Origin of the sequence: Arthrobacter sp. 92, from assembly GCF_050260325.1 — a bacterium.
Classification (GTDB): domain Bacteria; phylum Actinomycetota; class Actinomycetes; order Actinomycetales; family Micrococcaceae; genus Arthrobacter.
Map to the genome: position 1 here is coordinate 224,524 of NZ_CP189863.1, position 20,773 is coordinate 245,296.

At 61.8% G+C, this 20,773-nt stretch carries 18 protein-coding genes and 2 tRNA genes; 15 read left to right on the forward strand and 5 right to left on the reverse strand.

What is annotated here, in order from left to right:
- Window positions 1-439 precede the first annotated feature (439 nt).
- The 11 genes from dnaA (at window position 440) to ACP4XC_RS01080 (ending at window position 12,723) form a co-directional block, all read left to right on the forward strand.
- Complete coding sequence (gene dnaA, locus ACP4XC_RS01030; RefSeq protein WP_427173037.1) at window positions 440-1,861, forward strand: chromosomal replication initiator protein DnaA; 1,422 nt, start codon at window positions 440-442, stop codon at window positions 1,859-1,861.
- A gap of 532 nt (window positions 1,862-2,393) precedes the next feature.
- Window positions 2,394-3,518 carry a DNA polymerase III subunit beta gene (gene dnaN / locus ACP4XC_RS01035; RefSeq protein ID WP_427173038.1) on the forward strand — a complete coding sequence of 375 codons (1,125 nt, stop codon included), beginning with the start codon at window positions 2,394-2,396 and terminating at the stop codon, window positions 3,516-3,518.
- A gap of 106 nt (window positions 3,519-3,624) precedes the next feature.
- Window positions 3,625-4,509 (forward strand): phosphogluconate dehydrogenase (NAD(+)-dependent, decarboxylating), encoded by an 885-nt coding sequence (gene gnd / locus ACP4XC_RS01040; protein WP_427173039.1) that lies wholly within the window; start codon window positions 3,625-3,627, stop codon window positions 4,507-4,509.
- 39 nt (window positions 4,510-4,548) lie between these two features.
- On the forward strand, window positions 4,549-5,757 hold the full coding sequence (gene recF / locus ACP4XC_RS01045; RefSeq protein ID WP_427173040.1) for a DNA replication/repair protein RecF: 1,209 nt from the start codon (window positions 4,549-4,551) through the stop codon (window positions 5,755-5,757).
- Window positions 5,754-6,314 carry a DUF721 domain-containing protein gene (locus tag ACP4XC_RS01050; RefSeq protein ID WP_427173041.1) on the forward strand — a complete coding sequence of 187 codons (561 nt, stop codon included), beginning with the start codon at window positions 5,754-5,756 and terminating at the stop codon, window positions 6,312-6,314. The genes recF and ACP4XC_RS01050 overlap by 4 nt, the downstream gene beginning before the upstream one ends.
- 409 nt (window positions 6,315-6,723) lie before the next feature.
- Window positions 6,724-8,814 carry a DNA topoisomerase (ATP-hydrolyzing) subunit B gene (gene gyrB, locus ACP4XC_RS01055; protein ID WP_427173043.1) on the forward strand — a complete coding sequence of 697 codons (2,091 nt, stop codon included), beginning with the start codon at window positions 6,724-6,726 and terminating at the stop codon, window positions 8,812-8,814.
- 61 nt (window positions 8,815-8,875) lie between these two features.
- On the forward strand, window positions 8,876-11,581 hold the full coding sequence (gene gyrA, locus ACP4XC_RS01060) for a DNA gyrase subunit A (protein ID WP_427173044.1): 2,706 nt from the start codon (window positions 8,876-8,878) through the stop codon (window positions 11,579-11,581).
- Window positions 11,578-12,225 carry a DUF3566 domain-containing protein gene (locus ACP4XC_RS01065; RefSeq protein WP_427173045.1) on the forward strand — a complete coding sequence of 216 codons (648 nt, stop codon included), beginning with the start codon at window positions 11,578-11,580 and terminating at the stop codon, window positions 12,223-12,225. The genes gyrA and ACP4XC_RS01065 overlap by 4 nt, the downstream gene beginning before the upstream one ends.
- Window positions 12,226-12,325: 100 nt before the next feature.
- A tRNA-Ile gene (locus ACP4XC_RS01070) sits at window positions 12,326-12,399 on the forward strand.
- A gap of 59 nt (window positions 12,400-12,458) precedes the next feature.
- Complete coding sequence (locus tag ACP4XC_RS01075; RefSeq protein ID WP_427173046.1) at window positions 12,459-12,575, forward strand: DLW-39 family protein; 117 nt, start codon at window positions 12,459-12,461, stop codon at window positions 12,573-12,575.
- A gap of 72 nt (window positions 12,576-12,647) precedes the next feature.
- Window positions 12,648-12,723: transfer RNA gene (locus ACP4XC_RS01080), tRNA-Ala, on the forward strand.
- Window positions 12,724-12,769: 46 nt separating this feature from the next.
- On the opposite strand, the gene ACP4XC_RS01085 is transcribed toward ACP4XC_RS01080, so the two are convergent.
- The gene (locus ACP4XC_RS01085) at window positions 12,770-13,138 is read right to left on the reverse strand and encodes a cupin domain-containing protein (protein ID WP_427173047.1); all 369 of its coding nucleotides are present in this window, start codon (window positions 13,136-13,138) and stop codon (window positions 12,770-12,772) included.
- Between the two features lie 120 nt (window positions 13,139-13,258).
- On the opposite strand from ACP4XC_RS01085, the gene ACP4XC_RS01090 reads away from it, so the two are divergent.
- Entirely contained in the window at window positions 13,259-14,170 is a 912-nt protein-coding gene (locus ACP4XC_RS01090) for a DMT family transporter (protein ID WP_427173048.1), read from the forward strand.
- Between the two features lie 28 nt (window positions 14,171-14,198).
- Here ACP4XC_RS01090 and ACP4XC_RS01095 read toward each other — a convergent pair whose 3' ends face one another.
- Window positions 14,199-15,074 (reverse strand): glycosyltransferase, encoded by an 876-nt coding sequence (locus ACP4XC_RS01095; protein WP_427173049.1) that lies wholly within the window; start codon window positions 15,072-15,074, stop codon window positions 14,199-14,201.
- Window positions 15,075-15,201: 127 nt separating this feature from the next.
- Entirely contained in the window at window positions 15,202-16,128 is a 927-nt protein-coding gene (locus tag ACP4XC_RS01100) for a hypothetical protein (protein ID WP_427173050.1), read from the reverse strand.
- A gap of 155 nt (window positions 16,129-16,283) precedes the next feature.
- Between ACP4XC_RS01100 and ACP4XC_RS01105 the strand changes: the two genes are divergently transcribed.
- Both ACP4XC_RS01105 and ACP4XC_RS01110 read left to right on the forward strand, forming a co-directional pair.
- On the forward strand, window positions 16,284-16,829 hold the full coding sequence (locus ACP4XC_RS01105) for a peptidylprolyl isomerase (RefSeq protein WP_427173051.1): 546 nt from the start codon (window positions 16,284-16,286) through the stop codon (window positions 16,827-16,829).
- 9 nt (window positions 16,830-16,838) lie between these two features.
- Window positions 16,839-17,708, forward strand: a complete 870-nt coding sequence (locus tag ACP4XC_RS01110) for a rhomboid family intramembrane serine protease (RefSeq protein WP_427173052.1) — start codon at window positions 16,839-16,841, stop codon at window positions 17,706-17,708.
- 1,018 nt (window positions 17,709-18,726) lie between these two features.
- Here ACP4XC_RS01110 and ACP4XC_RS01115 read toward each other — a convergent pair.
- On the reverse strand, window positions 18,727-19,332 hold the full coding sequence (locus ACP4XC_RS01115) for a DNA-3-methyladenine glycosylase I (RefSeq protein WP_427173053.1): 606 nt from the start codon (window positions 19,330-19,332) through the stop codon (window positions 18,727-18,729).
- Between the two features lie 227 nt (window positions 19,333-19,559).
- Window positions 19,560-19,814 carry a cell division protein CrgA gene (locus tag ACP4XC_RS01120; RefSeq protein ID WP_427173054.1) on the reverse strand — a complete coding sequence of 85 codons (255 nt, stop codon included), beginning with the start codon at window positions 19,812-19,814 and terminating at the stop codon, window positions 19,560-19,562.
- Window positions 19,815-19,985: 171 nt separating this feature from the next.
- On the opposite strand from ACP4XC_RS01120, the gene ACP4XC_RS01125 reads away from it, so the two are divergent.
- Entirely contained in the window at window positions 19,986-20,771 is a 786-nt protein-coding gene (locus ACP4XC_RS01125) for a class E sortase (RefSeq protein ID WP_427173055.1), read from the forward strand.
- Window positions 20,772-20,773: the final 2 nt, after the last annotated feature.

Consider the following 20,773-nt stretch of genomic DNA (forward strand, 5'->3'; position numbering starts at 1 on the left):
CCCACCCGATCAAAAAGGGGAAGAACTGGCCGACGCTAAGTTTTGTATATGCACGCTGCCCTCGGCTCGTAGGACGCAGAACGTCAGAGAGATTCAGATGAGGTCGAAAAGCGTACACAAAGGACTTCACAACGTTAGGGCCAAGTGAACCCCTGAGTCAAACTGGACCATCCTTCACTGAGGCGCCCACCCTGTGGTTAACCCCGGTCTCGAGCCTGTGGATGAAGTGAGTCACAGGGCCCATTTTCGAACCACAACCGTGTAATTATCCACAAGGCCGCACCCAGCTATCTTCTGGGTTTTTTATCCCCTACAGTGGCTCAGTAGCCGATTATCCACGCACTGTGCATAACCCTGTGGATATAAGCCAGGACCAGCACGCTGGTTCAGGACTTGTGGCTGCAGGTAATGCAGGCAAGCAAGTTTGAGGAACTGATTGATGACAGTAGACGAAGCCAACCACGCGAACACTGTCGGAAGTTCCTGGCGGCGGGTTGTGAGTCTTCTGGAGCAGGACCACCGGGTTTCACCGCGCCAGCGGGGCTTCGTCATCCTCGCCCAGGCCCAAGGACTGATCGGTTCCACGCTCCTGGTGGCAGTCCCCAACGAGCTCACCCGCGAGGTACTCCAGACTCAGGTGAAAGAAGCGCTGGATGACGCCCTGCACAATGTCTTCTCGGACGACATCCGCTGCGCCATTGACGTCGACACGGACCTGGTTCCCCTCCACACGGAGCCGGAACCCGCCGTCGAACTGTCCCTCGCAACGGACCCCCTGGTGGAGTTGAAGCCGCAGCCCATGCTGCCAAGCACCTCCCACGAGTTCGGCCGCCTCAACCCTAAGTACGTGTTCGACACATTCGTGATTGGCTCCTCCAACCGCTTCGCCCATGCGGCCGCCGTCGCGGTGGCCGAAGCCCCGGCAAAGGCCTACAACCCGCTGTTCATTTATGGCGACTCGGGACTCGGCAAGACCCATTTGTTGCACGCGATCGGCCACTACGCCCGCAGGCTCTACAGCGGCATCCGGGTCCGCTACGTGAACTCCGAGGAGTTCACCAATGACTTCATCAACTCCATCCGGGACGACGAAGGCACGAGCTTCAAGACCACCTACCGCAACGTTGATGTTCTGCTGATCGATGACATTCAGTTTCTCGCCGGCAAAGACCGGACGCTGGAGGAGTTTTTCCACACCTTCAACGCATTGCACAACAACAACAAGCAGGTTGTCATCACCTCGGACCAGCCGCCCAAGCTGTTGGCGGGGTTTGAGGACCGCATGAAGTCACGCTTCGAGTGGGGTCTCCTGACCGACATCCAGCCGCCGGAATTGGAGACCCGAATCGCGATTCTTCGCAAAAAAGCGCTCAGCGAGGGCCTCTCAGCCCCTGATGATGCCTTGGAGTACATAGCATCCAAGATTTCCAGCAACATCCGGGAACTCGAAGGCGCTCTGATCCGGGTCACCGCCTTCGCCAGCCTCAACCGACAGCCGGTTGATGTGGCCCTTGCGGAGATGGTGCTCAAGGACCTCATCACGGACGACGGCGCCCAAGAAATCACGTCCGTGCAGATCCTGACCCAGACCGCCGACTACTTCAAGCTCAGCATGGAAGAGCTCTGCAGCAAGTCGCGCACGCGGACCCTGGTGACGGCACGCCAGATCGCCATGTACCTGTGCCGGGAGCTGACGGATATGTCCCTGCCGAAAATAGGGCAGGAGCTCGGCGGACGCGACCATACCACCGTGATCCACGCAGACCGCAAGATCCGCGAGCTTATGGCCGAGCGACGTGTGATCTACAACCAGGTGACCGAGCTGACCAACCGGATCAAACAGCAGCAACGGGATTCCTGAACCGCCGTCTCCTTACCTTATTAACAGGTGCATGTGGATAAGCCTGTGGATAGTTAAGGGGACAACCGGGGTTAATGGGCTTAAAACCCTTAAGGCAGCTGTGGATCGGCGAAGTCGCCCAAAAAGTTGTCCCCATCCACACCCTGTTTAAAACCTGTTTAGCCCACAACGGATGAACAGGGCTTAACCCCGGAATCGTGCCGCGAAACTGGGTTATCCACAGTTTCCACAGCAGTTATTAACACTACTAATCCCAAGAAAATGAAATTCCCTCAAACAACAGTTTCGATTCGCCTCCCGCACACTGCCCAGCCAGGCCGGTCGGAACCACACGGATGTAACCCCGGGGATGGGAGAACCGGGCTCATGACGCTAAGCTGTCTGGAGTGCGTCCCTCCCGGACCGGACTTGTGATTCAACGTCACGGCGCCGGCCTCCCAATGGGTGAGGACACTTACGTTTCGATGGATTTCGACAAAGTTCGGCGAGTTTTGGCGATGAAAGCAGCAGCAATGAAAGGCGGCACCCTTCCGTGAAGTTCAGAGTCGAACGGGACGTCCTGGCAGAAGCCGTCACCTGGACAGCCCGGTCGTTGTCTCCGCGGCCGCCCGTCCCGGTCCTTTCAGGACTTCTCCTCAAGGCCGCAGCCGGCACCGTGAGCTTGTCCAGTTTTGACTACGAAACGTCGGCGAGGCTTGAAATCCCGGCCGATATCAGCGTGGAGGGAACCATCCTGGTTTCCGGGCGTTTGCTTGCCGATATCTGCCGCAGCCTTCCTTCGGCTCCCGTGGACATCGAAACCGATGGCAACAAAGTCACGCTCACCTGCCGCCGCAGTAGTTTTCACCTGGCCACAATGCCTGAGGCTGAGTACCCACCGCTCCCGGCGCTCCCCACCATCAGCGGAACAGTTCCTGGCGACTCCTTCGCCCAGGCCGTCTCCCAGGTCATCATCGCGGCCAGCAAAGACGACACGCTGCCCATCCTGACCGGCGTGCGCATGGAAATCGAAGACGGCCTCATCACGCTCCTCGCCACGGACCGATACCGGCTGGCCATGCGCGAAGTTCCCTGGAAGCCCGTCAATCCCGGAATCTCGACCAGCGCCCTGGTCAAGGCCAAAACGCTCAATGAGGTCGCCAAGACCCTCGGCGGCAGCGGAGACATCAACATTGCCCTCGCCGACGACGACAGCCGATTGATCGGTTTCGAAAGCGGCGGTCGCACCACAACGTCCCTGCTGGTGGACGGCGATTACCCGAAGATCCGCTCACTGTTTCCGGATTCCACCCCGATCCACGCCACCGTTCAGACCCAGGAACTTGTTGAGGCAGTTCGGCGTGTGTCCCTGGTGGCGGAGCGCAACACTCCAGTGCGCTTGGTATTCACGCAGGGCCAGCTCAACCTCGACGCCGGCACCGGCGAGGACGCCCAGGCGTCGGAAGAACTCGAGGCGCAACTCACCGGCGAAGACATCACTGTGGCGTTCAACCCCCACTACCTGGTGGAAGGACTCAGCGTGATCGAGACCAAGTACGTTCGTTTCTCCTTCACCACCGCTCCGAAGCCAGCCATGATCACCGCGCAGGTCGATGCCGACGGTGAGGACCAGGACGACTACCGTTATCTGGTCATGCCGGTACGCCTCCCCAACTAGCTCGCAATTAATGCCGTTATGGGCTCCTATAACGGCATCTAATGCGAGCTAGTTGGGGAGACCAGGTAGCCCCATCTCAACACCAGCGCAGAAAAGAGTTCACACCGTGCACATCGGACTGATCGGTCTCGGAAAAATGGGTTTCAACATGCGCGAACGCCTGCGCAAGGGTGGAATCGAGGTGACCGGTCTTGACCGCAATCCAGAGCTGACAGACGTGGCCTCCGTGGAAGAACTGATCGCTGCCGTACCGGTTCCACGCATCGTCTGGGTGATGGTCCCATCCGGCGAAATCACTGATGCCGTGATTACCGAACTGGGGGAAAAGCTCGAGGCCGGTGACCTGGTCATTGATGGCGGTAACTCGCGGTTCACAGAAGACCAAAAGCATGGCGCGGCCCTGGCCGAAAAAGGCATCCACTTTGCTGACTGCGGTGTCTCCGGCGGAGTCTGGGGCCTCCAGAACGGCTACGGGCTGATGGCTGGCGGCGACGCCGCCGATATCGAACGCGCACTCCCTGTCTTTGATGTCCTGCGGCCCGAGGGCGACCGAGCTGACAGCTTCGTTCATGTGGGCGGCATCGGAGCCGGGCACTACGCCAAAATGGTGCACAACGGGATCGAATACGGCCTCATGCAGGCTTACGCCGAAGGCTACGAGCTGCTCGCAGCCAAGGACATCGTCACCGACCTGCCGGGGACGTTCCGAGCGTGGCAAAAGGGCACGGTTGTCCGGTCCTGGCTGCTGGACCTGATGGTCAAGGCCCTGGATGAAGATCCGGGACTGGCCTCAATTGACGACTATGTCGAAGATTCCGGCGAAGGACGCTGGACCGTTGAAGAGGCAATAGCCAACGCGGTGCCGGCTCCGGCCATCACAGCTGCCCTCTTCGCCCGTTTTTCATCCCGCGAGGACAACTCCCCGGCCATGAAGATGGTGTCCGCCCTCCGTAATCAGTTCGGCGGCCACGCCACGCGGCCGGCGAAGTAGCATCAGCGCTTTGGACACTTTGGGAATCCTGAAGACGGCGTGTACCTAGAAAAACTTTCGCTGACTGATTTCCGCAGCTACGCCCAAGTGGATCTCACTTTGGCGCCCGGCGTCACCGTGCTGGTGGGGTCCAACGGCATCGGCAAGACCAATCTCATGGAGGCCATCGGCTACCTGGCCACGCTGAGTTCCCACCGGGTCAGTTCGGATGCTCCGCTACTGCGGTTCGGTACCGACCGGGCGTTGATCCGCGCCAAGCTGGTCCGCGGAGAACAGTCAACGGTCCTGGAACTGGAAATTAACGGTAGCCGCGCCAACCGCGGGCGCATCAACCGTAGTAATCCCGTGCGGGCCCGCGACATCCTGGGGATCTGCCAGACAGTGCTTTTTGCCCCGGAAGACCTGGCGCTGGTTAAGGGTGACCCCTCCAACCGGCGCAGGTTCCTCGACGAACTCCTTGTCAGCCTGGTGCCCCGCCATGCGGCCACTCGAAGCGACTACGACCGCGTGCTGAAACAACGCAACGCGTTGCTGAAATCCGCCCGCGCCGGGAAGTTCACATCGGGCCACGAAGCAACGCTCGATGTATGGGACCACCACATGGCCCGCGCAGGTGCCGAGCTATTGCACGCACGCCTGGAGCTTGTTGAACGTCTGCGCCCGCATCTGAAAAATGCCTACGCACAGCTGACCGACGGATCCAAGGAAGCGGATGCCATCTACCGGTCCACCATCCAGGATCTGCTGGATGACGACGGCGCCGCCGCGCCGGCGGGGTTCGGCGACGAGGCCGGCGTCGTGCAGTCTGAAGACTTGGATCGACTGTCAGTGGATGAACTCACCGCTCGATACATCCAGGCATTCGCGCTTGCGCGACGCCGGGAACTGGAACGTGGTATTTCCCTGGTGGGACCCCACAGGGACGAGTTGGAGCTGGTCCTCGGCGAGGCCCCGGCCAAGGGATACGCCTCACACGGTGAGACGTGGTCCATGTGTCTGTCGTTGCGGTTGGCCTCGTACTACGTGATGCTTGACGACGCGCGAACCGGCGGGTCGGCGCCGATCCTGATATTGGATGACGTTTTCGCCGAGCTGGATATTCAGCGCCGGCGTAAACTGGCCGCAATAGTTTCCGGTGCCGAGCAGGTACTGGTGACGGCTGCCGTCGAAGCCGATATTCCCGAAGAACTGGACGGGCGGCGGGTGACGGTTGTCCCGGGAGGAATCGATGAACCGGAATCTCGATGAATAAGGATACCGACGGCGGCCTGCAACCGGGCCGGGACCCCGACGCCATCGACGCCGCACAGGCCGCCCTCAATCGAATGCGCGAGGCCGCGGCCGCCCGCGGCGAAATCCGTCGGAAGTACCCCACGCCCGCGGGCGGCACCAAAAAGCCGGGGCGCAGCGGCGCAGGCACCCGTGGCTTCGCCCAGTTCCATGGCACGGGCCGGGACCCACTGGGTCTGGGCAAGGTGGTGGGAAGACTTGTGGCCGAACGAGGGTGGACCTCACCCGTCGCCGTCGGATCGGTGATGGCGGAGTGGGGCACCCTTGTGGGGCCGGAAATTTCCGCCCACTGCACGCCGGAGAGCTTCACAGACACGACGCTCCACGTACGATGCGATTCCACGGCCTGGGCCACGCAGCTGCGCCTGCTCAGTTTCAGCCTCCTGGAAAAATTCCGCTCCGAATTGGGCGAGGGCGTGGTCACCAAGATCCAGGTGCTTGGACCGGCGGCGCCAAGCTGGCGGAAGGGCGGGCGAACCGTCAATGGACGCGGTCCGCGCGACACCTACGGGTAATCGGGGTGGAGAACCCGCGGCCCGTGGCGTGCAGCCCGGGTCCTAAACTCTTGAAAAAACGCCGGGCGCCGTGTAGGGCGCTTCAACGCCCCGGAGTCGTATAGGAACCCAGCAACGGTACCGCTGGAGCCTTGCAGACCGAATCAAAGGCCTGTCAGCGCCACTTTCCTCCGTGTTTGCGGCCTCGGAATGTGGGATTAGGCTCTCCGCACGGTAGAATCAAGGGAGATAACTGGGCGCCGGTGAAACGTTGACTGAGTCCGTTTTCCGGCGCTTTTTCGGTGGCCGGGTGCGGTTCCACCAGTCGATCGATTCAGTGGCGCCTTCAGTGACGTGCCTGTTGGCCGAGGCCTCTTCTATCGGAGGGGTGACGGCCGGCCATACGAACATAGAGGAGTCGAAAGCGCCTGTGGCTAACGACAATGCAGAGACCCTGGCAGCGGAACCCGCAGCTGAGGAGACACCTACAACTGGGGCGCCGGCAGAGGCTACTCCGCGCAGGGAATACGGTGCCAGCGACATTACGGTCCTTGAGGGACTCGAAGCCGTTCGCAAACGCCCCGGTATGTACATCGGATCCACCGGGCCACGCGGCCTCCACCACCTTGTGTACGAAGTGGTGGACAACTCCGTGGATGAGGCGCTGGCAGGCTACTGCACCCACATCGAAATCGTTCTCCAGGCGGACGGCGGGGTCAAGGTGGTGGATAACGGCCGCGGTATTCCCGTGGACATGCACCCCACCGAGCACAAACCCACGGTGGAGGTGGTGATGACCATCCTGCACGCCGGCGGAAAGTTCGGCGGCGGCGGCTATGCGGTGTCCGGCGGTCTCCATGGCGTAGGTATTTCTGTGGTCAACGCCCTCTCCAGCCGGGTCGACACCGAGGTACGGCGCCAGGGGCATGTCTGGCGGATGTCCTTCGCCGACGGCGGCAAACCCCAGGGCGGCTTGATCAAGGGTGAGGCCACCAGCGAAACAGGCACCACACAGACGTTCTACCCTGATGCCAGCATCTTCGAATCCACCGAATTCGACTTCGAGACGCTGCGTGCGCGTTTCCAGCAGATGGCGTTCCTGAACAAGGGCCTGCGCATCACACTCACCGACGAGCGCCGGGCCACGGAAGAGCCGTCCGGAGAGGCTGACCTGGACCTGGACGCGGTCCCCACCGAAGGGGAGGTCCCCGCTGAGTTCCACACCGTGGTCTACCAGTACGACGACGGCCTTCTGGACTATGTGAAGCACCTGAATTCCGGCAAGAAGGTTGATGTGGTCCATGAGGACGTCATCGCCTTCGAAACCGAGGACAAGGAACGAAAAATCGCCCTCGAAATGGCGATGCAGTGGACCAACGCGTATTCCGAGAGCGTCCACACGTACGCCAACACCATCAATACACATGAGGGTGGAACCCACGAAGAGGGCTTCCGCGCGGCCATGACGTCGCTCATCAACCGCTATGCGCGGGAAAAAAACATCATCAAGGAAAAGGACGACAACCTCACGGGTGATGACATCCGCGAAGGCCTTACAGCCGTAATTTCCGTAAAGCTGGCCGAGCCGCAGTTCGAAGGACAGACCAAGACCAAACTCGGAAACTCCGAGGTCAAGGGCTTCGTCCAGCGCGTGGTCACCGACGGTCTGGGCGACTGGCTGGAGCGCAACCCCGGGCCCGCCCGCGACGTTATCCGCAAGGCAATTTCCGCAGCGCAGGCCCGGATGGCCGCCCGCAAGGCCCGCGACAATGCCCGCCGCAAGAGCCCGCTGGAGTCCTTCGGCATGCCGGGTAAGCTGTCGGATTGTTCCTCCAAGGACCCGGAAAAATGCGAGGTCTACATCGTGGAGGGTGACTCGGCGGGTGGTTCGGCCAAGCGCGGCCGCAACCCGGAAACGCAAGCCATCCTTCCGCTGCGCGGCAAGATCCTGAACGTTGAGCGCGCCCGCCTGGACAAGGCCCTTGGTAACAACGAGGTCCAGTCCATGATCACTGCGTTCGGCACAGGCATCGGGGAGGACTTCGACCTCAGCAAGCTGCGCTACCACAAGATCGTCCTCATGGCCGATGCCGACGTGGACGGCCAGCACATCACCACGCTGCTGATGACCCTGCTGTTCCGCTATATGCGCCCGTTGATCGAAAACGGCTACGTCTACCTCGCCCAGCCCCCGCTGTACCGGATCAAGTGGTCCAATGCCCCACACGACTACGTGTACAGCGATCGTGAACGAGACGCGAAGCTGGTATCCGGCCAGGCTGCGGGCCGCCGCATTCCCAAGGACAACGGCATTCAGCGCTACAAGGGCCTCGGCGAGATGGACTACACCGAGCTCTGGGACACCACTATGGATCCTGACCACCGGACCCTGCTGCAGGTCACCATGGACGACGCACTGGCCGCGGACCAGATCTTCACCGTGCTCATGGGCGAGGACGTGGAATCGCGCCGTAACTTCATCCAGCAGAACGCCAAGGACGTTCGGTTCCTCGATATCTAGGCGCCAACACGGGCGTGCATATTCCTGGACCGATATATACCTGAAACGGAAAATATAGACTATGAGTGACGAAACACCCGAGGTCCCTGCCGGATCGAACGCCGGCGAGCCTGTCCTTGAGGGAGACGTGCTGACTGACCGCGTCGAGCAGGTGGACCTCCAGACGGAAATGCAGCGCTCCTACCTCGACTACGCCATGGCCGTGATCGTGGGACGTGCCCTGCCGGACGTCCGCGACGGGCTCAAGCCGGTGCACCGCCGCGTGCTGTATGCCATGTTCGACGGTGGCTACCGCCCGGACCGATCCTTCAACAAGTGCGCCCGTGTGGTGGGCGAAGTCATGGGTCAGTACCACCCGCACGGCGATACCGCCATCTACGATGCCCTGGTCCGCCTGATCCAGGACTGGACCATGCGCTACCCGCTGGCACTAGGCCAAGGCAACTTTGGCTCACCAGGCAACGACGGTGCGGCTGCCCCCCGATACACCGAAACAAAAATGGCTCCGCTGGCGATGGAAATGGTCCGAGACATCGACGAGGAAACCGTCGACTTCCAGGACAACTACGACGGCAAGAACCAGGAACCCACCATCCTGCCGGCGCGTTTCCCGAACCTGTTGGTCAACGGTTCCTCGGGCATCGCCGTCGGAATGGCAACCAACATACCGCCGCATAACCTCCGCGAAGTCGCAGACGGCGTCCAGTGGTACCTGGCGAATCCGACGGCAAGCCGCGAAGACTTGCTCGAAGAACTGATCAAGCGCATCAAGGGCCCCGATTTCCCAACGGGCGCCACCATCCTCGGCCACAAGGGCATCGAGGATGCGTACCGCACCGGCCGCGGTTCCATCACCATGCGGGCCGTGGTCAACGTGGAGGAGCTCCAGGGCCGGACGTGCCTGGTGGTCACCGAGCTGCCATACCAGGCCAACCCGGACAACCTGGCCATCAAGATCGCCGAACTCGTCAAGGACGGCAAGATCTCCGGCATCGCCGACCTCCGCGATGAGACCTCCGGCCGTACCGGCCAGCGCCTCGTGATCGTGCTCAAGCGCGATGCCGTTGCCAAGGTGGTCTTGAACAACCTGTACAAGCACACCCAGCTGCAGGACAACTTCGCAGCCAACATGCTGGCGATCGTCGACGGGGTTCCCCGCACACTGAGCCTTGACGCGTTCATCCGCCACTGGGTTACGCACCAGATGGACGTCATTGCGCGGCGCACGCGCTACCGGCTGCGGAAAGCCGAGGAAGAAGCGCACATCCTGCGTGCCCTCCTCAAGGCGCTCGACGCGCTCGACGAAGTCATCGCACTGATCCGGGCGTCGAACACCACAGAAGCTGCCCGCGACGGGCTGATGCAGCTTCTGGACATCGACGAACTCCAGGCGCGCGCCATCCTGGACATGCAGCTGCGCCGGCTTGCGGCCTTGGAACGCCAGAAGATCCAGGACCGACACTCCGAGCTCGAAGCCATGATCACCGAGTACAACTCGATCCTCGCTTCCGAGGAGCGCCAGCGCGAGATCATCAGCACCGAACTGGGCGAGATCGTGGCTAAGCACGGCGACGACCGCCGCACAAAGGTCCTCATGGGATTCGACGGTGATATGTCCATGGAGGACCTGATTCCCGAAGAGGAAATGGTGGTGACCATCACCCGGGGCGGCTATGTCAAGCGCACCCGCAGCGACAACTACCGCTCGCAGCAGCGCGGCGGCAAGGGAATCAAGGGTGCCCAACTGCGCGGCGATGACGTCGTGGAACACTTCTTCGTCACCACAACTCACCATTGGCTGCTGTTCTTCACCAACCTGGGACGCGTCTACCGGGCCAAGGCCTATGAACTGGCCGAGGCCGGACGGGACGCCAAGGGGCAGCACGTGGCCAACCTGCTGGCGTTCCAGCCTGATGAGCACATCGCGCAGGTTCTTGACCTTCGGGACTACCAGCATTCGCCGTACCTGGTGCTGGCCACCAAGCGTGGGCTGGTGAAGAAGACCCGGCTCGAAGACTACGACACCAACCGCTCCGCGGGCGTCATCGCAATCAACCTGCGTGAGGGAGACGAGCTTGTCTCCGCACAACTTGTCTCCGAAACGGACGACCTCATGCTGGTTTCCAGGATGGGGCAATCGATCCGCTTCACCGCCACCGACGAGGCACTGCGCCCCATGGGACGGGCAACTTCCGGTGTCACCGGCATGAAGTTCCGCGACGACGATGAACTGCTCACGGCCGACGTTGTGAAGGACGGGTCGTTCGTTTTCATCGTCACCGAGGGCGGCTATGCCAAACGGACTGCGGTGGAGGAATACCGGTTGCAGGGCCGCGGCGGCCTGGGCATCAAAGTTGGCAAGTACCAGGAGGAGCGGGGGCATCTGGTTGGCGCCCTCATCGTCCAGGAAGAGGACGAGGTCCTTGTGGTCATGGAGGGCGGGAAGGTGGTCCGTTCATCGGTGGCCGGAGTCCCCGCCAAGGGCCGCGACACCATGGGCGTCATTTTTGCCAAGCCGGACAAGAATGACCGCATCATCGAGGTGGCCCGCAACACTGAACGCGGACTCGAAGCCGATGAGGCGGACGCAGCCGGTGCGGAAAACCTGGCGGAAAGCCCGGCTGGAGCCGCTGATGACGTAACGTTGGCTGAAGGTGCCGGATCACATGAGGGGTCCGCAGAGGCAGATTCAGCACCGGCCGGGGAGTCCGAAGAATTATCGGATGCCACTGAGCTGGACGAGGAAAATACCGGAGGTAACGAGTGAGTAATTCGGACTCATATCCCAAGCCGAACAGCGGCGGACCAGGCGGGATGGCGCAGCCGTCGTCCGCTCCGCGCGTGAATGCTCCCGTGCGTCCGCAGCAGCGGCCGTCCGCGCCCGGTGCTCCCAGTCAGCGCCCGGTGGTTCCGGGGCAGCGTCCGGCTCAGGGCCAGCAGCGGCCTCCGCAGGGCCAGCGCCCGGCGCAGCAGCAACGTCCCGGTGCACCCAGCCAGCGGCCCGCACAGGCCGCTCCCGGCCTGGTCAAGCCTGCCCCGAAGGCCAAGGTGCGCCGCGCGAGGCTCCTGGTCAGCAAGGTTGACCCGTGGTCGGTTCTGAAAATGGCATTCCTCCTGTCCGTGGCATTGGGCATTGTCACCGTGGTGGCAGCCATTGTGTTGTGGACCGTCCTTGACCTGACCGGAATCTTCGACCAGGTGGACAGCCTGCTCGGAACGCTGGCAGGCTCCGAGGGAGCCGGCTTCGAATTGAAGAAGGTCGCGTCGCTCGGGCAGGTGGCCTCCTTTGCCACCATCATCGCGGTGGTCAACGTTGTGTTGTTGACCGCACTGTCCATGCTGTCCGCGGTCCTTTACAACATCTCGGCCACTCTCGTGGGCGGCATCGGCGTGACCCTCACCGATGACTAAAAAAGATCCAAATTTTCCGGAAATAGTCCGGTCAATTGCCTCGATTTGAGATCGGGCCGGGATGTGCTGTAAAGTCATGTCTCGGCCCGATGAGGCATCGGGGCGTATAGCTCAGGCGGTTAGAGCGCTTCGCTGATAACGAAGAGGTCCCAGGTTCAAGTCCTGGTACGCCCACGGAACCTGCATAGGTTTTAGTAAAGGTTCGGGTAATACCGAACCGGAACGGGGTGCATGTGAAGAAGTTGCTGGTTGTTGTAGTAGCTGTTGCAGGCGCCCTGCTCTACAGGAAAGTGCAGGAATCCGAAGCCCGGAAGGCAGTCTGGAGCGAATCGACCGACACGGTCGAATAGCCCCGATTCCCGGCCTGGAGGCTGTCCAACAGCACTCCGGATCTAGGGTATGATTGACGGGTTGCTTCTTATGGGGGCATGGCGCAATTGGTAGCGCACCTGCTTTGCAAGCAGGGGGTTCGGGGTTCGAGTCCCCGTGCCTCCACCATAAGAAATGCTCCGGAACGCGGAAACGCGGTCCGGAGCATTTTTCTTTAATCCTTGGGCTTGGCGTAGTCCTGCATGCCCTGCCAGTCGATGAAGACGTAGGGTTCATCGCCCACTACCCAGGCGTCATGGCCAGGAGGAATCACGCCGAAGTCGCCCGGACCGAATTCAGTTTCTTCTCCGTTGTCCATGACCACTTTGATGCGGCCGGAAATCGTGTAGCCCACGTGGGCCGCCATGCAGCTGTCCGTCTTGGCGATCGGCTTAACATGTTTTGACCACTGCCAGCCCGGCAGGAACGTGGCCCGTCCCACCGGACCTGCCGCGAGGTTGACGAGCTCCACCTGACCCATCCCGTCAGCGACGGGGCGTGTTTCCTCCGGATTATCCATATTCATGCGGATCATTGACGCCATGATGGTCTCCTTCTTGGATGATGGCGAGACCGGAATTTAAGAGTGGCACCGCGCCCGACGGCGGTCAAGGATCGGTGTTGACGTCCGGCGTCCGCTCCTTGGTACTACTACTGTGGAACGGTGAACTTCTTCATTGCCGCCTTGGGAGTCCTTGGGGTGGCCTCCTCAGGGCCGCTCATCGCCGCCACCCTCGGTGCCACCACCGTCAGCGCACTGGCCATCGCCTTTTGGCGGAACGCCATCGGTGCCGCCGTTATGGCCACTCCGGTACTGGTGCGCAATCCAAAGCAATTCGGCCGTGTCACTGCCCGGGAGTTCCGCTGGTCCTTGGTGGCCGCCGTCGCCTTGGCCTTCCACTTCGCGTGCTTCATCACCTCCCTTCAACTCACCTCCGTAGCCGCTGCCACGGCCCTCGTATGCCTCCAATCGGCGTGGATCGCCGTGTTTCAGCTCTTCCGTGGAACAAGGCATCGCTGGCAGGTCCTGGTGGGGTTGGGCACAGCGTTCGGCGGCGTGGTGGTCATTACCGGGTTCGACATGGGCACCTCACCCGGCGCATTGCTGGGCGACGTCCTGGCAGTGGCTGGCGGGGCCCTGGCAGGGCTGTACACGCTCAGTGGCGGTAAGGCACGGGAAACGATGGGTACCGGGACGTACACGACGCTGTGCTACGGAATGTGCGCTGTGGTGGTCGCGGCCCTTGCCTTGGTTTTCAACCAGCCGCTCGCGGGATTCGACGGCGCGGGCTGGACCGGCATCCTAGCCATCACCGTGTGCGCCCAGCTGGTGGGCCACACCGCCTTCAACCACCTGCTCGCCACCATGAGCCCCCTGCTGGTCTCCATGATTATTCTTCTGGAGATCCCGGGTGCAGCTCTGCTTGCTGCCATGTTCCTGGGCGAAATGCTCCCCGCGGGGACCTACGCCGGGCTCGGGCTGATCCTGGTGGGTCTCGCCGTCGTTGTGACAGGCCAGCGGGACGGCCGAACCAGGCGCGGAGCGCCACAGCTGGCCGAGCTGGGAACGGACTGACGCGGCACGGTCAGCCGGCGTGTAGGGCCTACTGGCCTCCGCGGCGTGCCGGTTGCGCCGAATTCACAGTGTGGATGGCGCGCAGCAGCTTTGCGGGGAAGTACACCGAGAAAAACACCACCATAGGTGCCTTCAAGGCAATCTTCTTCACGTTGTGAGCCTTGTATGTACGGTCAAACCGCGTGACGTAATAGCGGTAATCCCGCGGGGAGTCCTCGAGCCTGCGGGCGGACATTCCCGACACCATTTGGGGCCAGTACTGCACCCGCAGGTCGTGATCGGCGAGGTGCAGCGAAAGATCGATGTCCTCGTGCATCTCGTCCTTCTCGTCACGGCAGGTCTCCTCCCGTATCGCTTCCCAAGCGGACCGCCTGAGGGCCATGTTCGAGCCGAAGAGAAAATGATATTGGTGTTTGGCGAGCTTCAGCATCAGCTGGCGCATCTTGTCATCGGCCTTCAGCCCGAAGCGGCGCATCGGCATATCGTAGTAGACCACCGGGCCTGTAGCGGCCTGTACGGATTCATCACGGAAGGCGTGCTGCACCTGTTCCACCCAATCCGGCTCCACTACCGAGTCCGCGTCAATCCGGCCCAGAATGTCGCCCGTGGCATGGTTAAGGCCAAAATTACGGGTGGGAATCAGTCCTTGGTCCCGGTCCTGGCTCAGCAGGATGATGGGGCTCTCCGGGTATTCGAGTTGCATTTGCTGGACAATCCCGGCCGTGCGGTCCTTGGACATGTTGTCCACAACGATGATCTCAGCCGCCGGCACCGACTGGTAAACGGCCGCGATGAGGCACTGCCGGATGACGCTTTCCTCGTTGTATGCCGGGATCACAATGGACACGCCCGGCATTAGCGCAGCGTCGTGCGAGGAGTCCTCGGAGGATCTATCGGGTGACATCACCTCAAATTTAGCACCCCTGGGCGCTGCCGCCCGCGGTGTTCAAGTGAAGGGTGGGAAAACAAAGGAGGGACCCAGCGCCAAGCTGGGTCCCTCCAGTACGCCGCCGCGGGGCGACAGCTACAACTTACTTTTCAGTTTCCTTGGTGGCACCGTTGTCGATACCGGCAGCGATATTCTTCACCGCGGTCTTGGCGTCGGTGGCAACCTTCGTTTCAGCATCGGAAACATTTTCTGCGGCTTCGTCTGAGGCATCCGAGGCCTCGTCCGCCGCGGCAACCGTGCCGGTCGCCGTGGCATCGGCCGCTTCTTTGGCGGCCGCGCTGACGTCGCTCACGCCGCTGGACGGTGCCGGCGCGGGAACCACGGGCGCCGGGGTCTTCCACGGATCCTCCACCGGTTTGGATGCCTTCCAGGCGGCCACGCCGGCGGCCACGGCTGCGGCGATGACGCCGAAGATCAGCAGCCCACGGTGCTTGGGCTTCTGCGGCTTGGCGGCTTCGCCGGTAACCACGCGGGTTGCTTCGGCCGCAGCGGCCTTCAGCTGCTGCCCGGCGGCCTGGGCCTGGTCCTGGATGGAGTGGACCACGCCGGTGTCGGCGAGCTTCTGGGCCATGGCGTCCACGTGCGCCGGGGCGCTTTCGAGCGTGCGGTGCACGGCCTCGGAGGCGTAGCCGATCTGGTCGGAAAGTCTGGGGAGGTACTCCTCCACCACTCGGTCGCGGGCCTGCGCTATGACCGGCGTCGCCTTGTCCAGTGCTTCATGAAGCCGCGGGGTGGCGCCTTCGACGGCGTCGTGGATCTTCGGAGCGAGGTGGGCCAAGCCGTCCTGGATTCGCGGCGTTACTGTCGCCACGCCTTCGGCCAGGTTGTGGGCGGCTGATTTCAGCCCTTCCTGGATCTTGGGTGAAGCGGTATCCAGGCCTTGCTGCAGACGGGGCACAGCCCAGTCAACGGCTGCTTCCACACGGGGGGTCGCCCAATCCTTCGCATTCTCTACTGCGGTGCTTACAGACTGCTCAAGGTCACGGGCAATACGATCCGATTTCTTCACAACTACCTCCCGATTGATGTCACGGCTTTCTTGTTAGCCTACGTGGATTGGACTTCACCGGCTATTCTCCCGCCCGATTTCCGGCTGATTTCACCCAGCGCGGAACTGCACTGCAGGCCTCCTTGGCCTTTGACGTGCCGTGAAAGAATGGGCCTATGACTGCAATCGCGACTGCAAAAGCAACCATCCACACGAGCCTCGGCGACATCAAAGTTAACCTCTTCGGCAACCACGCGCCCAAGACCGTGAAGAACTTCATCGGCCTGGCCACCGGTGAGCAGGCCTGGACCCACCCGGAGACCGGTGAGGACAAGACCGGCACCCCGCTGTATGACGGCACCATCTTCCACCGCATCATCAAGGACTTCATGATCCAGGCCGGCGACCCGCTGGGCCGCGGCGTTGGTGGGCCGGGCTACAAGTTCGACGACGAAATCCACCCGGAGCTGACCTTCAACGAGCCGTACAAGCTGGCGATGGCCAACGCGGGCATCCAGATGGGACGCGGCACCAACGGATCGCAGTTTTTCATCACCACCATTCCCACGGACTGGCTGCAAGGCAAGCACAGCATCTTCGGTGAAGTGGCAGACGAGGAATCCAAAAAGGTAGTTGACGCCATCGAGGGCGTCCGCACCGGCATGGGGGATCGCCCCGTCGAAGACGTTGTCATTAACAGCATCGACATCGAACAGCTCTAAAACCTCACCATGAGTTACGGAATTCCGGCGGCCGAGCCGTCCGCGCAGATTCCGGTGTGCCCCCGGCACCCGGACAGGCCCTCCTATGTACGCTGCCAGCGCTGCGGGCGCCCGGCGTGCCCGGAGTGCCAGCGGGCGGCCGCCGTCGGATTCCAATGCATTGACTGTGTCAACGAAACGCGACGTACGACGCCGGCGGCACAGAATGTTTACGGCGGCGCCGTAGTGTCGGGCAAGCCGCTGGCGACGATTGTCATCATCGCGGCCTGCGCCCTTGTGTATGCGCTGCAATGGCTCATCCCAGGCGGAGCCGTCGAGGACAAGCTTGCCTTCGCCTCCGCGTACGCTGCCCCCGTGTACGGCAGTTTCGAACCATGGCGGATGCTGACCTCCGCATTCGTCCACTCCCAGGGCTTCATTCTCCACATTGTGCTCAATATGTATATGTTGTGGCTCTTTGGCCAAGCCCTGGAGCCTCTGCTGGGACGGATCCGTTTCCTGGCCGTCTATCTGCTGTCCGCGCTCGGCGGTTCAGTGGGCTATTTGCTATTAACTCCGATGTTGCCGCCGGTCGGCGTCGAAGGTGCCTCCGGCGCCATTTTTGGACTGTTTGGCGCCATGCTCGTGGTGCAAAGTCAGCGCGGCGGCGATACAAGGCAGTTGTGGGTGCTTATCGCCATCAACGGCGCCATCGGCTTCATCGTCCCCGGGATTGCCTGGCAGGCGCACCTCGGCGGACTGGTTACCGGTGCTGCGTGCGCAGCGGCTATTGCCTACGCTCCCAAAGGGCCCCTCCGCGGGTTCTGGCAAACTGCCGGCTTCCTGCTGGTCCTCGTTCTGCTCATTGCACTCTCCTGGTTCAGGGTCGTCACGGCCTAAGGCGTTCCCCCTCCGCTGCGCCCGCACACAACCGCTGCGGATCGCCGTACCTCCCCGATGCGCCCCGCGCCTCCCGCTGCGTCGCTGCGCCCGTACCTCCGGCGGCGGATCCCCGTACCTCCCCGATGTGCCCCGCGCCTCCCGGGGCGGATCCCCGTGGCCGCCCAGTACCCTTCTCCCGCGTCTGCCCCGAGGGTTGAGGTTCTTCCCATTTGCCAAACCAGTGGTGAAGGAGGCGAGCTTCCGTACGGTCGCAGAGGACTCCTTCAACAGTCTTTTCGTGCCAGGGTCGGCGGAAGGCGAACGGTTATCCACAGGGGTTATCCACATTGTTGGTAACTTACACGCCTGTAGTTCAACTGTGCCCGGCTCCCATTTCCTTACCGGCTGGCGATTTTGGCAACTCAAAGCGATTCGGTGTCCACATCTGTGGACAACCCTGTGATCGGTACTTGTGGTTAAGTGGACAACTTGGGGCTCCCGGTGGCGCGCATCCGGTCCATTTAGCCTGCATGGGCCCCGTTTCCTGATCCTGAAGGCAGTGGCCGGCGCAGCGCAGCGGTTTCTCAACAGGTTATTCACACTGTTAATAACGATCGTCAGCTTCGGTGAATCGGCGCAAATCCGCCGTGTTAAGGCTAACTGAGCTGAAACTACTGATTTTTGGGCACAGTTATCCCCATCTGTGGATAAGTTGTGAATAGCGAACTGTTATTAAGTGGATAAGTCTGCGGAGTGAAGAGGACCGGTGAAGAGGAGCAGTGAAGAAGCGGCACGAAGAGCGACTCCCCGACGGGCAGCACCGGAGGCCGTCGGACGCTGAACCCGTCCACGGCCTTGGCATGAAGAATCAATGGTTATCCACAGAGAATCCACAATGTTAATAACTTATGAGATGCGAGTTCTTGCGTGGGTGCCCGCCATGCTGGGCCCTGACTGGCCTAACGGGCATCCTGGTCTGCTCTTCTTATCCACAGTGTGGATAACGTTGCACACATTTAAGTCGGGCCGTTTGGCCCTAGTCTGCCCAGACGCCCGAGGTCCCGCGCCGGTGGCTGTTAAGCAAATGGGTGTCGATCATCCCGATCGCCTCCATGAGGGCGTACATCGTGACGGCACCAACGAATACGAATCCCCTGCCTCGCAGGGCCTTTGACAGAGCCAGTGATTCGGGAGATTTTGTGGGTATCTCCGCGTGGGTTAGGGGCTGGGGGGTTGCCGCTGGCTGGAACTGCCACACGAAATCAACAAGCCCGCCGTCGGGCCGGAGGTCGATGGTGGCCTTGGCATTCGTAATAGCGGCCCGGATCTTCTGCCGGTTTCTGACGATGCCGGCGTCGAGCAGTAGCCGTTCCACATCGTCTTCCGTGAACGCTGCCACCGTATCCGGCTGGAAATTGTGGAAAGCCGCCCGGAACGCCGGGCGTTTGCGGAGGATCGTTGCCCACGACAGGCCGGCTTGGAAGGCCTCCAGCGTGATCCGTTCATACAACCCCTGCTCGTCGCGGACGGGCATTCCCCATTCGGTGTCGTAGTACTCGCGCAACAGGGGATCCGCTGACGCCCAGGGCGGCCGCGATAGCCCGTCGTCGCCCACGATTGTGCCGTGGTCAGCCGAGGCCATGTGAATCCTCTGATCTCTCTTCTGCGCTATTTGCCGATTAAAGCACTGTGACGCCGGCCGTCAGGGCCGAAACCACGACGCGAAACGCGGGCCAACCGAGGGGTTGGGGAGGGGAAGTCCAGCATCGCATTGGGCTGTGGCCCTGCTCACCATTTACTGGGAGTTTCATGTGGGCCCAGCGATGACAACCCCAACGGCAGCCGGAGCCACCTAGTGATGCTGAAAGCTCAGGAGCGCCAGCGGGTGGTCATGAGGAACCCGGCGATGGCGATGCCGAATCCGGCCACGATGTTCCATGATTCCCAGGCCTTGACGGGAAAGGCACCTTCGCTGATGTAAAACGTAATGATCCACAGCAGGCCAATAATCATGAGGCCGAACATCACGGGCTTGAACCACACCGCATTGGGCTTGTACGCCTGCGATGCAGAAGCCGGCTGTGCCGCGGGGGCATTCTTCTTGCGTGGCTTTGACTCGGGCACGGGTCCTCCTGGTGGGGCGGAATCAAGAGCGGCCCCGCGGCTTGATATCCTGCAAGAAGGAAGATGCCGGCGGTGGATTCGCCCCTGGTCAGGTCTGAATTCTTACTAGCAGCCAATTCTAGCTGTAGTTCAGGTCGCACCGGCTCCCCCAACTGTCCTAGAGGAGACCACGTGGCACTGCTGGAGAAGGAGACGACTGCGGCCGTGCCAGCGACAGGCGCCGCGGTTATCCGCAAGGTAATCCAGGTGGTGGGCGAACTCCTGATGACCGTCGGGATAGTGCTGCTGCTGTTCGTTGCGTGGCAACTTTGGTGGACCAACGTCGAATCCAACGCCAAGCAGAGCGAAGTCATTAAGGATTTCGCCCAGAATCTTGCCGTACCTGGTGGCAACCCCGTTCCGGCCCCGGCCGCAACCTCCCCCGTGGACTATGGTCCCCCTAAAGTGGCTGAGGCCCCGGGGCACGGCGTCACCATAGGCATCATGTACATTCCGCGCTTTGGTGCGGACTACACGCGGCCCATCGTTCAGGGCACCTCAGCCGATGTATTGGACACCCTCGGTCTAGGGCACTACAACGGCACCGCGATGCCCGGCGCAATCGGTAACTTCGCCGTCGCTGGCCACCGGCAGACCCACGGCGCCGTCCTGGACAACATCCACACCCTCGTGCCGGGCGACAAAATCTACGTCCAGACCCGGGACGGATACTACGTCTACATCTTCCGCAATAATCAGATCGTGCTGCCGTCCAGTACCGATGTGCTGCTGCCGGTCCCCACGCAGCCTGCGGCAACGCCGACCGAAGGCTACCTCACCATGACCAGCTGCAATCCCCGCTTCGGCTCCGAGGAACGGATCATTGCGTACTCCGTGTTGGATCACTGGCAGCCCGCATCAGCGGGGCCGCCGGCGGAGATAGCCACTCAGGTGGCACGGGCGCTCGGGAAAGGCTAAGC